The organism is Luteolibacter sp. SL250, from assembly GCF_026625605.1.
Classification (GTDB): domain Bacteria; phylum Verrucomicrobiota; class Verrucomicrobiia; order Verrucomicrobiales; family Akkermansiaceae; genus Luteolibacter.
The window spans coordinates 2,653,561-2,666,321 of the sequence record NZ_CP113054.1; the positions used below are offsets into that span (position 1 = coordinate 2,653,561).

At 62.9% G+C, this 12,761-nt stretch carries 16 protein-coding genes; 3 read left to right on the forward strand and 13 right to left on the reverse strand.

Translation table 11 applies throughout. The features are described from left to right. Positions 1 to 139: 139 nt before the first annotated feature. The gene (locus OVA24_RS11615) at positions 140 to 1,201 is read right to left on the reverse strand and encodes a 3-deoxy-7-phosphoheptulonate synthase (RefSeq protein ID WP_267669968.1); all 1,062 of its coding nucleotides are present in this window, start codon (positions 1,199 to 1,201) and stop codon (positions 140 to 142) included. Between the two features lie 93 nt (positions 1,202 to 1,294). Between OVA24_RS11615 and OVA24_RS11620 the strand changes: the two genes are divergently transcribed. Together OVA24_RS11620 and OVA24_RS11625 are read left to right on the forward strand one after the other, a co-directional pair. Further along, on the forward strand, positions 1,295 to 2,020 hold the full coding sequence (locus OVA24_RS11620) for a TlyA family RNA methyltransferase (protein ID WP_267669969.1): 726 nt from the start codon (positions 1,295 to 1,297) through the stop codon (positions 2,018 to 2,020). Between the two features lie 46 nt (positions 2,021 to 2,066). Beyond that, on the forward strand, positions 2,067 to 2,951 hold the full coding sequence (locus OVA24_RS11625) for a transglutaminase family protein (protein WP_267669970.1): 885 nt from the start codon (positions 2,067 to 2,069) through the stop codon (positions 2,949 to 2,951). Positions 2,952 to 3,099: 148 nt separating this feature from the next. On the opposite strand, the gene OVA24_RS11630 is transcribed toward OVA24_RS11625, so the two are convergent. From OVA24_RS11630 to OVA24_RS11670, 9 genes are read right to left on the reverse strand one after another with little or no spacing between them, the layout of a single operon-like run. Next, positions 3,100 to 3,348, reverse strand: a complete 249-nt coding sequence (locus OVA24_RS11630; RefSeq protein ID WP_267669971.1) for a hypothetical protein — start codon at positions 3,346 to 3,348, stop codon at positions 3,100 to 3,102. A gap of 37 nt (positions 3,349 to 3,385) precedes the next feature. After that, on the reverse strand, positions 3,386 to 4,009 hold the full coding sequence (locus OVA24_RS11635) for a LolA family protein (RefSeq protein WP_267669972.1): 624 nt from the start codon (positions 4,007 to 4,009) through the stop codon (positions 3,386 to 3,388). 48 nt (positions 4,010 to 4,057) lie between these two features. Next, positions 4,058 to 4,726, reverse strand: coding sequence for a DedA family protein (locus tag OVA24_RS11640; protein WP_267669973.1), 669 nt, complete (start codon positions 4,724 to 4,726; stop codon positions 4,058 to 4,060). Between the two features lie 34 nt (positions 4,727 to 4,760). Beyond that, entirely contained in the window at positions 4,761 to 5,771 is a 1,011-nt protein-coding gene (locus tag OVA24_RS11645; protein WP_267669974.1) for an NAD(P)H-dependent glycerol-3-phosphate dehydrogenase, read from the reverse strand. Beyond that, on the reverse strand, positions 5,764 to 6,468 hold the full coding sequence (plsY, locus tag OVA24_RS11650; protein WP_267669975.1) for a glycerol-3-phosphate 1-O-acyltransferase PlsY: 705 nt from the start codon (positions 6,466 to 6,468) through the stop codon (positions 5,764 to 5,766). Before plsY ends, OVA24_RS11645 begins: the two co-directional genes overlap by 8 nt. 25 nt (positions 6,469 to 6,493) lie before the next feature. Further along, positions 6,494 to 7,102 (reverse strand): peptidylprolyl isomerase, encoded by a 609-nt coding sequence (locus OVA24_RS11655; protein WP_267669976.1) that lies wholly within the window; start codon positions 7,100 to 7,102, stop codon positions 6,494 to 6,496. Positions 7,103 to 7,144: 42 nt separating this feature from the next. Next, a complete protein-coding gene (locus OVA24_RS11660; protein WP_267669977.1) occupies positions 7,145 to 7,981 on the reverse strand; it encodes a metal ABC transporter permease in 837 nt (278 codons plus the stop codon). 11 nt (positions 7,982 to 7,992) lie between these two features. After that, the gene (locus tag OVA24_RS11665; RefSeq protein WP_267669978.1) at positions 7,993 to 8,790 is read right to left on the reverse strand and encodes a metal ABC transporter ATP-binding protein; all 798 of its coding nucleotides are present in this window, start codon (positions 8,788 to 8,790) and stop codon (positions 7,993 to 7,995) included. Further along, positions 8,741 to 9,136, reverse strand: a complete 396-nt coding sequence (locus OVA24_RS11670; protein ID WP_267669979.1) for a hypothetical protein — start codon at positions 9,134 to 9,136, stop codon at positions 8,741 to 8,743. Before OVA24_RS11670 ends, OVA24_RS11665 begins: the two co-directional genes overlap by 50 nt. A 132-nt stretch (positions 9,137 to 9,268) precedes the next feature. Here OVA24_RS11670 and OVA24_RS11675 point away from each other — a divergent pair, with 132 nt between their 5' ends. Further along, a complete protein-coding gene (locus OVA24_RS11675; RefSeq protein ID WP_267669980.1) occupies positions 9,269 to 10,270 on the forward strand; it encodes a COX15/CtaA family protein in 1,002 nt (333 codons plus the stop codon). Here OVA24_RS11675 and nadD read toward each other — a convergent pair. Genes nadD through OVA24_RS11690 form a run of 3 tightly spaced genes read right to left on the reverse strand, consistent with a single transcriptional unit; the run spans position 10,218 to position 12,730 of the window. Further along, positions 10,218 to 10,808 carry a nicotinate (nicotinamide) nucleotide adenylyltransferase gene (gene nadD, locus OVA24_RS11680; RefSeq protein WP_267669981.1) on the reverse strand — a complete coding sequence of 197 codons (591 nt, stop codon included), beginning with the start codon at positions 10,806 to 10,808 and terminating at the stop codon, positions 10,218 to 10,220. The two genes, OVA24_RS11675 and nadD, sit on opposite strands and share 53 nt — an antisense overlap. Positions 10,809 to 10,838: 30 nt before the next feature. After that, positions 10,839 to 12,050: a sensor histidine kinase gene (locus tag OVA24_RS11685; protein WP_267669982.1), complete on the reverse strand. Its 1,212-nt coding sequence runs from the start codon at positions 12,048 to 12,050 to the stop codon at positions 10,839 to 10,841. Beyond that, a complete protein-coding gene (locus OVA24_RS11690; protein ID WP_267669983.1) occupies positions 12,047 to 12,730 on the reverse strand; it encodes a response regulator transcription factor in 684 nt (227 codons plus the stop codon). The genes OVA24_RS11685 and OVA24_RS11690 overlap by 4 nt, the downstream gene beginning before the upstream one ends. Positions 12,731 to 12,761 lie beyond the last annotated feature (31 nt).

Sequence of the window (12,761 nt, forward strand, 5' to 3'; positions counted from 1 at the left end):
ACAGGCCGGAAATTACCGGATCAACCCACGTTGCGGGAAGCAATCATTTGCAATAACGCCGCGAACTACGCGATCACGGCATACGGGATGAACCGCCTTGGACATCACCTCCCGGAAATAGCCGTTGTCCGCGGAAAGGTCAATGACGTCTCGCTCGGATGGCCGCCGCAAAGCGGTCCAGAACCTCCACGGTGTCATCCCAGCCGATGCAGGCGTCAGTGACGGACTTGCCCCGGACGAGCGAGGAAAGGTCCTTGGACAGCCCCTGGTTGCCTTCGACCAGGTTGGACTCGATCATGACTGAGGTGACGGTCCGGGATCCCGCGGAAATCTGGTTGCACAGATCCGCAGCCACCATCGGCTGGTTGCGGTAGTCTTTCATGGAGTTCCCGTGCGAACAGTCCACCATCACGCTGGGCGGCAGGTTCTGCTCCCGCAGCATCGCTTCCGCCGCCGCCACGCTTTCCTTGTCGTAGTTCGGTCCGGATTTCCCGCCGCGGAGGATCAGGTGGCAGGATTCGTTGCCGGCCGTCGAAACGATGGCGGAAACTCCCTGTTTGGTGACGGAGAGGAAGTGGTGCGGCCGGGAGGCGGACTGGATGGCGTCCAGCGCGATCTGGATCGACCCTCCGGTGCCATTCTTGAAGCCCACGGGCATGGAGAGTCCGGACGCCAGTTCCCGGTGGATCTGGGATTCCGTCGTCCGTGCGCCGATGGCGCCCCAGGCGATCAGATCCGCGATGTATTGCGGGGAAATGGTGTCGAGGAACTCGGTGCCGGCGGGGACTCCCATGTTCGCGAGATCCAGCAGCAGTCCGCGGGCGACGCGGAGTCCGTGGTTGATGTCGAAGGAATCGTCCAGATGCGGATCATTGATCAGCCCTTTCCAGCCGACGGTGGTGCGGGGCTTCTCAAAATAGACCCGCATGACGACAAAGACGTCGTCCTTCAGGCGCTCCGCCTCTTTCTTGAGCTTCGCCGCATACTCCATGGCCGCTTCCGGATCATGGATGGAGCAGGGGCCGACGATGGCCAGCAGGCGGTCGTCATCGCCACGCAGGATGGCTTCGGCCTGGGCACGCGCGCTGGCCACCAGTTCTGACGCCTGCTCGGAAATGGGCAGGTAATAGGCGAGCACCGCGGGTGAAATGAGCGGATTGATGCCTGAAATACGGAGGTCGTCGGTGCGGTGGCGCGTCACGGCGCGGATCGTTGACGGGTGCGGTGCGCGTAGGCAAGCGGCAAATTGCCTTGCGGGGCGGGGATATTTCAAGGACACGAAGGTCTCCCACCCATGAAGGAACGTGTCGATGCGCTGCTGGTATCCCGGGGTCTCTGTGATTCCAGGGAACAGGCGAAGCGTCTGGTTCTCGCAGGCGAAGTGAAGAGCGGGGACAGGGTGATCGACAAGCCGAGCGTGAAGCTCCCGCTGGACGCGCCGCTGGAAGTGAAAGAGAAGCCGAAATACGTCGGACGCGGCGGCTTCAAGCTGGAAGGGGCGCTGGACGCCTTCGGCGTGGATCCTGCCGGCTGGGTCTGCTTTGACGTCGGGGCGTCGACAGGTGGTTTCACCGACTGCCTCCTCCAACGTGGCGCCGCCAGGGTGCACGCCGTGGATGTGGGCACCAACCAGCTCGTCTGGAAGCTGAGGAACGACCCCAGGGTGATCGCGAAAGAGCAGTTCAATGCCCGCCATATGGTCCCGGAGGACATCGGAGAAAAGGTCATGCTGGCGGTGATGGACCTTTCCTTCATTTCGCTGACCAAGGTGCTACCCGCCGTTTTCTCCATCCTGGAGGAAAAGGGCAGTGTGATTTCCCTCATCAAACCCCAGTTCGAGCTGGACCGGGATGACATCGGGAAAGGCGGGATTGTCCGTGATCCGGCGCTCCATGAACGGGCGGTGGAGAAGATCAGGAAATTCGTCACGGAGGAACACGGCCGCGAATGGCGGGGGGTGATCCCTTCCCAGATCACCGGCACGGATGGGAACCAGGAGTTTCTGGCATGGATCGGCTGATTCCGCCTTTTCAGGGCAGGTCGTTCATGGGATGGTCCCCCGTCGGATGAAATACGAGCTGATCCATCGCACGAGCTACCTCTACGAGGGGATGGTCACCGTTTCCCATCACATGGCGCGGCTGGCGCCCCGTCCTCTTCCCAACCAGCGCTGCCCGTGGCATGAGCTTTCCATCCAGCCGGTTCCGGTGGGACGCGGGGTCCATGCGGACGCTTATGGGAATGTGACCACCTACTTCGAGATGGAGGGGAGTCACGGCGAACTGGAGGTGGTCGCCCACAGCTTCGTGGAGGTTTTCCCTACCGTGCATCCGAAGGCGGAGGGAACCCCCGCCTGGGAGCGTGTCCGGGCCGCATGCGGATCTTCCGTCCTGAATGGATATTCGGAGGCGGGGGCCTTCCGCTTCGCTTCGCCGATGGTCCCGACGGCGAAGGAATTCGCGGACTACGCCCGGCAGGATTTCCCTGCGGGCCGGCCGATCCTCGGGGCGGTGATCGCCTTGATGGGCAGGATCCACAGGGAGTTCAAATTTGACACCGTCGCAACCGATGTGGCGACACCGGTGTCGGAGGTCCTCCGGAAGAAGGCGGGGGTCTGCCAGGACTTCGCGCACCTCATGCTGGCCTGCCTGCGTTCGCTCGGCCTGCCCGCGCGCTATGTCAGCGGCTATCTGGAGACAAAACCACCCGCAGGACAGACGCGGTTGACCGGCGCGGATGCCTCCCACGCCTGGGTGTCGGTTTTTTGCGGAGAGGAAGCCGGGTGGATCGATGCGGACCCGACCAATGACATGCTGCCCAACGAGCGTCACATCACCATCGCTTGGGGGCGGGATTTCTCGGATGTCAGCCCCCTGCGGGGTGTCACCCTCGGGGCTGGGGGGCAGAAGCTCAAGGTGGCTGTGGACGTGATTCCGGTGGAGGGCATCTGAGTGGTGGGGCGGCTCCTCTCGCCGGATTGCGCTTGATTGATGGTCTGCAACGGTTCACCACGTGCCCGTTCCCAATGAGCAAACGCCCTCAACCGCCCGTGCCCGGGCCTGCCGATGAATCAATCGTGGTCATTGTGAAGAGGAGCAATCATTCCGGGACTTCCGCCTTGCTCATCGCCGTCCTGCTCGTGCTGGCAGCGGTGTGGGTCTTGAAAGGCGGACAGTCGAAAGCGGCGGTGCCAGCCAACACGGAAAGCGCGAAGTCAGCCGAACAGGGGAAAAGCCCGCGGGTGAAGCCTGTGGGCCCCACGAAAACCTCGGATGTCACACCGGCCTTCTCCCGGCCCTCCTCCTCGGAGACTCCCTCTTCCGGCCGCGCCACCTTCTTCGAGCCCACCGAGGATCAAGAAGGCGCTCCGGAAGCCCCCTGATCCTCACTTCACCTTGTAGCCGGTCAGGTCCGGCTTGAAGAATGAATCAGGCAGCTTGGTATTGAACCGCGGGTTTTCGAAGACGGTGCGCACGCGGGACTTGTCCTGCATCTCCAGTTCCATCGCCCGCAGTTCCTTCTTCACGGGATCAATGTCGATGAAGACCCATGGCACATTCGAGCGCATGCGCCGGTCCTTCGGTTTCAGCGTGAACTGATGGATCCCGGCGGTGACCCGGCTCTCGATGATCTCAAAGCTCCCGTAGAACGCCTCCTTGCTTTCGAATGCCTTGCCGGAAAGGAGCGAAAAACGAGCGGCCTGCGGAGCGTCCTTGGAAATCTGGCGGGCGGACTTTTCAGACTCCTCGATGAGGGTGAGAGTGATCCCATCGGACACCGCCAGCGTCTGCATCGGCTCGCCGAGCTGCCAGCGGAACTTGTCCGGCTTGGCGAAAGAAATGCGTCCCGGCGTGGTCACCGGTTCTTTCAGCGAAGGAAGCTTCCGCTGCTGGGTGAAACCGGCATCCAGGGAGGTGATGGTGGCCTGTCTTTCCAGCCAGCCGTCGATGACGGCATCCTGGGCGAGCGCGGCGGAAACGAGAAGGGACTGGATGATGAAGGCGCGCATGACCGGGCAAGATAGTCGGATGGTGGCTGGCGTCGAACAGAAGTGGAATCAGTCCAGCGAAACCGGCGGCGTCTTCCGGTTGCGGAGCTTCGCCGCGGCGATTTCATAGACCATCGGCAGCAGGGAGAATCCGATGATGCCGAGCACCACGATCTCGAAGTTCTCCTTCACGACCGGAATCTGTCCGAAGAAGAAGCCCGCCGGGAGCAGAAGCCCGACCCACAGCAGGGCACCCACGACGTTGAAGTACATGAACCGCTTGTAGTCCATGGCACCGGATCCGGCGACGAAGGGGGCGAAGGTGCGGACGATCGGGACGAAGCGGGCGATGATGATGGTCTTGCCACCATAGCGGACGAAGAACTCGGAAGTCTTGTCGATGTGGCTTTGCTTGATGAAGCGCGGGAAGGTGCGGATGGCCCAGGCACCGCACTTCCGGCCGATCCAGTAGTTCACGGTGTCACCGAGGATGGCGGCGACCAGCAGGAGGCCGGCGGCGATCCAGATGTTCAGGCCGGAAGCCTCATCCGCCGCCAGCGCGCCGACGGCGAAAAGGAGGGAGTCACCCGGCAGGAAGGGGGTGACGACGAGGCCGGTCTCCGCGAATACAATGAGGAAAAGGAGGCCATAGACCAGGGAGCCGTAGTCCCGGGTGAACTGGTTGAGGTGGTCCTGGAGATGGAGGAGAAAATCGAGCGCGGTTTTGAGCAATTCCATTGGCTTGTGGGTGGGGAAGGAAAAGGAAAGGGGATCAGCCGCATTCGGGGCGCGGATCGCGGGAGAGCAGTTCCTTCATCGCCAGAGGGGCGGGTTTGCCCTCGTAGAGGATGGCATAGACCGCGTCGATGATCGGCGTGCGGACGTTCGCACGGCGGGCGGCCTCATGGATGGAGAGGGTGTTCGGAACGCCCTCGGCGACCATGCCGAGTGATTTCACGGCTTCGTCCAAGGTCTTGCCGGATCCGAGAGCCAGTCCCACCCGGTGGTTTCTGGAGTGGCTGGAGAAACAGGTGACGATGAGGTCGCCCACACCGGAGAGTCCGGAAAAGGTCTCCGTCCGTCCGCCGAGCGCGGTGCCCAGGCGGGTCATCTCCGCCAGCGCGCGGGTGACCAGGGCGGCCACCGCGTTGTCCCCCAGTCCCAGACCGTGGGCCATCCCGGCGGCGATGGCGTAGATGTTCTTCACCGCTCCGCCGATCTCGATGCCGGGCAGGTCGTCGCTGGTGTAGGAACGGAAATGGGGCAGGGTGAAAAGGTCCTGCAGGGAGAGCGCCAGTTGCGGGTCTTCGCTGCCGATCACCGCGCACGTGGCCATGCCCGCGGCGATTTCCTCCGCGTGGTTCGGGCCGGAAAGCGCGGCCACCGGGTTGGATGGGAAAACCTCACGCAGGACCTCGCTCATGCGGTCGCCGGTTTGTTTCTCGATGCCCTTGGCGCATGACAGCAGCACCCGGTCCTGCGGGAGGCCCAGCTCCGACAGGTTCAGGGCCGTCGCCCGCGTGGCGGAAGTCGGGACGACGAAGATGAGAAGGGGATGGGCCAGTGCATCCGCCGGATCGGAGGAAGCGGTCACATTTTCCGGCAGCACGATGTCCGGCAGGTAGTGCGGGTTCCGGTGTTCCCGGTTGATGGTTTCCGCCGCACCCGCATCCCGGCCGATGAGGACGATGGATTCCACCTTCGGCGAAAGCAGCTTGGCGATGCCCGTGCCGAATGACCCGGAGCCGAGGATGGCGATGGAGCGGAAACGGGTCTCAGACATGGCCCGGCTTGGGTTTGCGCTGGAAGCGGTTCTCCGTGCCCTGGCGGAGGCGCTGGATGTTGCTCCGGTGCTTCCAGATGGCGAGAACCGCGATGATGATGGTGAAGACGAACAGCGGCTTGTTCCACGTGCCGTTCTGGATCTTGCCATGGAACCAGGAGCCCCAGAGGGTGATCAACGGCAGAACCGCCGCCGTGACGATGCTGGCGAGTGAAACGTAGCGGGAGATGAGGAACACCAGCAGCCAGACGATGAGCAGGATCACGATGGCGGCTGGCATCATCGCGATGAGCACACCTGCCGAGGTGGCGATTCCCTTGCCTCCCTTGAAGCCAACCCACGGGGAGTAATTGTGGCCGAGGATGGCGCAGAGGCCGGTGATCACCTGCATCACCTGGGCGGTCAGCATGGGAAATTCCGCGGAGAAGGGATCCAGCGCGGAGATCATCATTGGATTTTTCATCCCGGCGAAGCGGATGAGTGAAATCCCGATGATGGTCGGGATAAGTCCCTTGAGGGCGTCCAGGATCAGGCAGGTGATGCCATATTTCTTCCCGACCACCCGCAGCACGTTGGTGGCCCCGATGTTGCCGGAGCCGTGCTGGCGGATGTCGATGCCCTTGGCCTTCGCGATGAGAAGGCCGAAGGGGATGGAGCCAAGGAGGAATGCCAGCAGGGGGCAGAGCCAGAGTTGCATGCGGGAGGTGGGGAAAAGCCTGGGATCACTCCACGACGGTGGCGCTCTCGATGACCACCGGCTTGACGGGCACGTTCTGGTGCATGCCGGCGTTCGACGTTTCAACCGCCTTGATCTTGTCCACCACGGTCATGCCGTCCACGACCTTGCCGAATACGGCGTAGCCACCATTGCTCGGGTAGTTCAGCCCGGCGTTGTCGGAGACGTTGATGAAAAACTGGGCGGTCGCGCTGTTGGGATTGCTGGTGCGCGCCATCGCGATGGTGCCGCGGTCGTTCTTCAGTCCGTTCTGACCTTCGTTCTGGATGGGGGCGGCCACGGGCTTCTGGACGAGAGTGCCTCCATCGACGGCGAAGCCGCCGCCCTGGATCATGAAATCATCGATCACACGATGGAACACGGTGCCGTCGTAGTGCTTCTTCTTGACGTAGGAGAGGAAGTTCTCGGTCGAAATGGGGGCCTTTTCCCCGTTGAGTTCGATGACGATGTCACCGAGGGTGGTCTTGAGCCGGACCTTGGTGTTCGCCACCGCCGCGGCGGCGGGTTTCTCAGCGGCCGGGGTTTCCTTTGCCGGTTGGCAATGGGCGAACAGCGGAACGAACAGCAGGGTGGAGAGGGCGAGTCGGCGTTTCATCGGACAAATGGGTAGGTGAATGATGGGTTCAGTGCAAGTGCGTCAGCGTGCTTTCCACGCCAGGAGGCCGTATTTCGGGCTGAGCAGGTAGGCGAGGACGAACAGTCCGCCGAGGACGATGACGATGGCAGGTCCGGGGCTGATGCCGAGGACTCCGGAGGCCAGAACCGCGCCGACTGAGCCGACGCAGCCCAGCACGCCGCCGCCCCAGAACAGGGCGGAGGTCTTGTCCGTGAACAGGGAAACCGTCGCCGCCGGGGTGACCAGCAGCCCGACGGAAAGCACGCAGCCCACCGCCTGCAGGGAGGAAACCAGCGCCAGCACCAGCAGGGCGAAGACGAGATACTGGATGAACCGCACGTGCACCCCCTGCGCCGCCGCCACATTCGGCTCGAACAGGGTCAGCAGGATGGGCCGCATCAGCAGGTTGGTGAGGAACAGGATCACGGCACCGATGCCGAAGGCGATCCAAAGGTCCGAGTTGCCGACGGCGATGATGTCCCCGAACAGCCAATGCTCCAGCTCCTGCCGGGTATCCAGTTTTGGCAGCAGGGCGATGCCTCCCGCGAAGGCGGTGGTGTAGAGGACCGCCAGCGCGGTGCCTTGTCCCACCCGGTTTCCCCGTGAGACGGCGACTGATCCCAGGCCAACCAGCAATGCGGCGAACAGCGCGCCGAGGAAGGCATTCCACTGGCTGAGCGCCCCCGTGACAAAGATCCCCAGCGCGATCCCCGGCAGCATGGTGTGGGAAAGGGCGGAAACGGAGAGGGCATTGCGCCGGAGGATGACGATGCCGCTGAAGAAGCCGTTGGTGAAGCCGATGAACGCGGCGGCGGCAAGCGCCCGCTGGAAGAAAGGATTGGTGAGAAGCTCGGGCATGGTGTCCGGGTTCAGGCCGCGAAGGTTTCGGAAATGAGGGTGGGCGTCAGGATTTCCCCGACCGGGCCGAAGGCGATGGAACTGCGGTTGAGCACCAGTGCCTCGTCGAAGAGCAGGGGCACCGTGTTCATGTCATGGTGGGAGGCAATGACCAGGCGGCCTTCCTTGGCCAGCCGTTCGAGCAGGGTGCCCAGCAACTGCGCGGCATTCCGGTCCAGGCCGGTGAACGGTTCATCCAGCAGCAGCACGTGGGCTTCCTGGGCGAGCGCACGGGCCAGGAACGCGCGCTGCTGCTGGCCTCCGGAAAGCTCGCGGATTTGGCGGTGCTGGAGATCGTCCAGAGCGAGGGAGTGCAGGGCGGCATCCACCGCCTGTTGGTCCTGTGCGCTGAAACGCTTCCACCAGCCGGTCTGGGGATAGCGGCCCATTTCGACCAAGCCCCGGACGGTGATGGGAAATGCCCAGTCCACTTCCTCCCGTTGGGGAAGGTAGGCGAATTCGCGCGACCACTTGCGGACATGGGAACCACGCCAACTGATGGTGCCGCCGGTCCGTGGAACCAGTCCGGCGATGGCTTTCAACAAGGTGGATTTTCCTGCTCCGTTCGGACCGATGAGGGCCACGCGGTTGCCGCAGGAGGTTGCCAGCGAAATGTCCTCCAACGCCACGACCCGCCGGTAGGAGACGGACAGCTCCTTGATCTCCAGCTCATGGTGATGGCTGTGATGGGCGCAGCAGGAATGGTGTTCGTGGCTCATCTCAGGGGAGTTCGAAGACGTCGTCGATGTCGCCCTCGGCGTCGAAGACATGGGTGATGGTGGGCCTGCCGGCGGGTTCCAGAACCAGTTTCGCGAAACGGTGTTCACCGGCGGCTGCGGGGGATTTCCAGCGGACGCTCAGGAAAAGTGGAGCTTGTGGGGCTGCTTCGAGAATACCGGACAGCTCGCTGACGGGGGGCTGGTCACCTGCGGAAAGCTTCACCTCCGCCGTTTCCGCCGAAAAGGTCAGGCGGTAGGGAAGTCTCTGGTCCGTGGGTTTGCTCTCGGCGGCCTGCTCCTGGCGGGCGGTCGGCGCAGGTGTCCGTGTGGCGGTGAGGCGCACCAGGACCGCCGCCGACGCGATGAGCAGCAGCAGGATGATAATGGAGCGTAGCAATGGGGATCCCCGCACGGCGGCAAAGTGTCGCAAATGGACCGCTATTGCAAGGGGGTTGCGGAAACTTCTCCCGCAGATGACGCTTTTCTCTGGAAATCCGTTTGTCCGGGAAAGCATCTTCGCCGCATGGGGATGACTCGGTTTCAAAAACTGGCGACTGCGGCGCTGGTATCTCTGATGGCTCTGATCTGTGTCGGCGCGGTCGTCCGGGTCACGGGGGCCGGGCTGGGGTGTCCGGACTGGCCGCGCTGCTGGGGGAAGCTGGTGCCTCCCGCCTCTGCGGATGAGATCGATTTTGACAAGCTGCCGATGGAGAAATTCCGCCGCGCGGCGGAGAAGCAGGGGCTCGATCCGACGTCGGTCACGGTCGAAAGCCTCCATGCCGAGTTCAACGTCACACACGCGTGGACGGAGTATCTCAACCGGCTTTCCGCCACCCCTGTTTCCATCTTCACCATTGCCACCTTTGTGGCGGCTTTCTGGCAGCGGAAGAAGCGGCCCTTGGTGTTCTGGATGGCCTTCGCCTCCCTCATGCTGGTGATCGTGAACGCTTTGGTCGGAGCAATGGTGGTGTCATCACGCCTGAAGCCGGTCATCATCACCACCCACCTCGCGTTGGCGATGGTGATGCTGGCGACCCTCACCTACTGCGCGTGGCGGGGGACGGATACCCCGTGGAGGATCCGGCTCAAAGGCGGTGCCGGGTGGGTGAAATGGTCCGTGACCATCCTCGTGCTGGTGGTCGCGGCGGAAGGGATGATCGGCTCCCAGATCCGGGAGATCACCGATGAAATGGCGAAAGCCCACGTTGGCCAGGCGCGCGATCTGTGGATCGACGAACTGGAGCAGGCGTGGGTGTATCTGTTCCACCGCAGCTTTTCCTGGGCGGTGCTGGCGGCGTCCATCTGGGCCTACTGGATGAGCGGGCGGTTCCGTGATGGTGGAGCGGGGCGCGTGGAAAAGGCTGCCATGGGCATCGTCCTCATCCAGATGGTCCTCGGCATGGTGATGTCCCAAGTCCACATCTACCAATGGGTGCAGGTGGTACACGTGGGTTTGGCCGCCGTGCTGCTCTCCCTGGTCATCCTCTGGTGGATGGGTCTGACCGGACAGGACCGGGATAGAGCAGCCTGAGGTCGATGAAATCGCGCACGACAGGGTGGAGGTGATCCCTTTTTCCCTGGCGGATTGCGGTCGAGGATGCGGGGTGCTCTCCGGTCACCAGATGCATGCGGTAGCCCTCGCGCGGTGCCGGACGGTCATTCCGCGCGAGCACGATGAATTCGACCACTGCAGCGAGTTTTTCCGGATGCTTCCAGGTGGGCAGGGCGGCCCACTGGTCACCGCCCATGATCCAGAACAGGCGGTCGTCCGGGAACCTGGCGTGCAGCCGTTCCGCGGTGAGATAGGAAAAATTCGGCCCCACGCCGGTCAGTTCGATGTCGTCCACCACGGCCCACGGCAGATCCGCGGTGGCGAGTTCCAGCATTTCCAGCCGATCGGCGGGACTTGCGGGATGGGTGCCGGTCTTGTGCGGTGAGATCTGGCACGGGATGAACCTGATCTCATCCAGCCCCACCGTCCTGCGGGCGAGATCCGCCAGATGGACATGCCCGAGGTGGACGGGGTCGAAGGTGCCACCGAAGAGGCCGATCTTGCGGGGAACGCTCACCCGGACATTCTCCGGGGAAATCCCCGCCGGTCAATGGGCGAGGGGAAGGGTGATGAGGAATTTCGTTTCCTTCCCGGGAGTTGAAGTCACCCCGACGGTGCCATGGTGCGCTTCGATCGCGCGTTTGACGATGGAGAGCCCCAGCCCCGTTCCCTTGATTTCCTGCTGAGAGTGGTGTTTCTCCACGCGGTAGAAGCGGCGGAAAATGTGGGGAAGATCCGCGCTGGGGATGCCGACCCCGCTGTCGGAAACCCAGATCTCGATCTTGTCGTTGGCATTCCTCGATCCGATGGCGATCTGGAGCCCGGGCCGCGGGTTCTGTTTGAGCGCGTTCTCCACCAGATTGAAAAGCACCTGAGTGAAATAAAAGCGGTCGCCGTGGAGAACCACCTCCGGATCCGCGAGATTGACGTTCACCGTGGCGGAGTGCTCGCGGATGACAGACTCCAGCCGCTCGAGGATGTCACTGATGCAGGAACGGAGCTTGAATGGTTCGATCTTGAGCGCATTGGCCTCTCCCGACTCCAGCCGGGAAATGACCAGCATGTCCTCCACGATGCGTGAGATCCGCTCCGTGTGCTTCCGCATGATCTCCAGGAAACGGCGGGCCATCGCCGGTTCCGAAAGCATGTCATCCTCGATCAGGTTCTCGAGATAGCCGTTGATGATCGCCAGAGGCGTGCGCAGCTCGTGGGAGGCATTCGCGACGAAGTCCTTCCGGATCTGCTCCAACTGGTGCTCCGCGGTCACATCCCGGATCACCACCCGGATGACCGGCATCTCGTCCTTTGAAACCACGAGCGGAGCGGCATCGATGACCCATGCGTTGACGCCGCGGGTTTCCTGATCACCCCGTGGAGAGGTCTGCTGGCTCAGCACCACCTGGGACTGCACGGGTTCCCCGGATTCCAGGCAGAGGAACAGGGGTTGGGACAACCGGGGATCGAGGAACGCCTCCCGGACCGGCCGTCCGACCAGTTCCCTGCCGCCGAACATCGCGGATGCGGACTTGTTCGCGAAACGGATGACCGACTCCTTGTCGATCAGGAAGACGGCGTCGCCCAGAGCGTTCAGCAGGCGGTCGCGCTCTCCCCGGGCTTGGTCGAGATCCGCCTGGAGGCGGGCTTTCCAGCCATCGACTTCGCGTTGGTAGGCTGCTTGTGAAATTCTCAAGCGGATGATGATGAAGACCAGCGCTGCAAAAGCGCCGGCGATGAAAAGGATGGTGGCGGGGTGATTCATCGTTCGGCGGCGGCCATGCAATAACCGACGCCCCGGACAGTTTCAATCCATGCTCCGTGGTCCCCGAGCTTTTGCCGGAGCCGCTTCATGTGGGTGTCCAGCGTCCGGCTGTGGACCTCGTCGCTGTAGCCCCAGACGGTTCTGAGCAGATCATTGCGGTCCTGCGGCTTGCCGGAGCGCTCGCAGAGGTAAAGGAGCAGCTTGAATTCCGTGGAGGTCAGGTCAACCGGTTCTCCATCCAGGTAGAATTTCAAGGCGTTCTTGTCGAAACGGAACGGGCCGTAGGTGAAATCCACGGCCCCTGGAGGGGCTTCCGAGCGTTTGAGGATGGCCTGCACCCGGAGCATGAGTTCCTTCGGGCTGAAAGGTTTCGTCAGGTAGTCGTCCGCGCCGACTTCCAGTCCCTGGATCCGGTCCTCCGTCTGGGCTCTCGCCGTCAGCATGATGACCGGGGTATTCACCGTCCGGGTATCCCTCCGCAGTTCCCGGAAGACGGCGTAGCCGTCACGGCCCGGCAGCATCAGGTCCAGGATGATCAGGGCCGGACGCTCCTTGAGCGCGATTTCCGTGCCGGCGATCCCGTCATGGGCTTTCAGTACCTCGAATCCGTTTCTCTGGAGATTGAACCCGATCAGATCCGCGATGTCCCTTTCGTCCTCGACGACCAATATCTTGTGCATCGGGACGATTTGTAGCGGGGCATCTGCGCTC

Coding starts and splice junctions, on each gene's coding strand:
- OVA24_RS11620 (WP_267669969.1), top strand. CDS start 1,295: ATGAAGGAACGTGTCGATGCGCTGCTGGTATCCCGGGGTCTCTGTGAT.
- OVA24_RS11625 (WP_267669970.1), top strand. CDS start 2,067: ATGAAATACGAGCTGATCCATCGCACGAGCTACCTCTACGAGGGGATG.
- OVA24_RS11635 (WP_267669972.1), bottom strand. CDS start 4,009: ATGCGCGCCTTCATCATCCAGTCCCTTCTCGTTTCCGCCGCGCTCGCC.
- OVA24_RS11640 (WP_267669973.1), bottom strand. CDS start 4,726: ATGGAATTGCTCAAAACCGCGCTCGATTTTCTCCTCCATCTCCAGGAC.
- OVA24_RS11645 (WP_267669974.1), bottom strand. CDS start 5,771: ATGTCTGAGACCCGTTTCCGCTCCATCGCCATCCTCGGCTCCGGGTCA.
- plsY (WP_267669975.1), bottom strand. CDS start 6,468: ATGCAACTCTGGCTCTGCCCCCTGCTGGCATTCCTCCTTGGCTCCATC.
- OVA24_RS11655 (WP_267669976.1), bottom strand. CDS start 7,102: ATGAAACGCCGACTCGCCCTCTCCACCCTGCTGTTCGTTCCGCTGTTC.
- OVA24_RS11660 (WP_267669977.1), bottom strand. CDS start 7,981: ATGCCCGAGCTTCTCACCAATCCTTTCTTCCAGCGGGCGCTTGCCGCC.
- OVA24_RS11665 (WP_267669978.1), bottom strand. CDS start 8,790: ATGTCTTCGACGCCGAGGGCGACATCGACGACGTCTTCGAACTCCCCT.
- OVA24_RS11675 (WP_267669980.1), top strand. CDS start 9,269: ATGACTCGGTTTCAAAAACTGGCGACTGCGGCGCTGGTATCTCTGATG.
- OVA24_RS11685 (WP_267669982.1), bottom strand. CDS start 12,050: ATGAATCACCCCGCCACCATCCTTTTCATCGCCGGCGCTTTTGCAGCG.
- OVA24_RS11690 (WP_267669983.1), bottom strand. CDS start 12,730: ATGCACAAGATATTGGTCGTCGAGGACGAAAGGGACATCGCGGATCTG.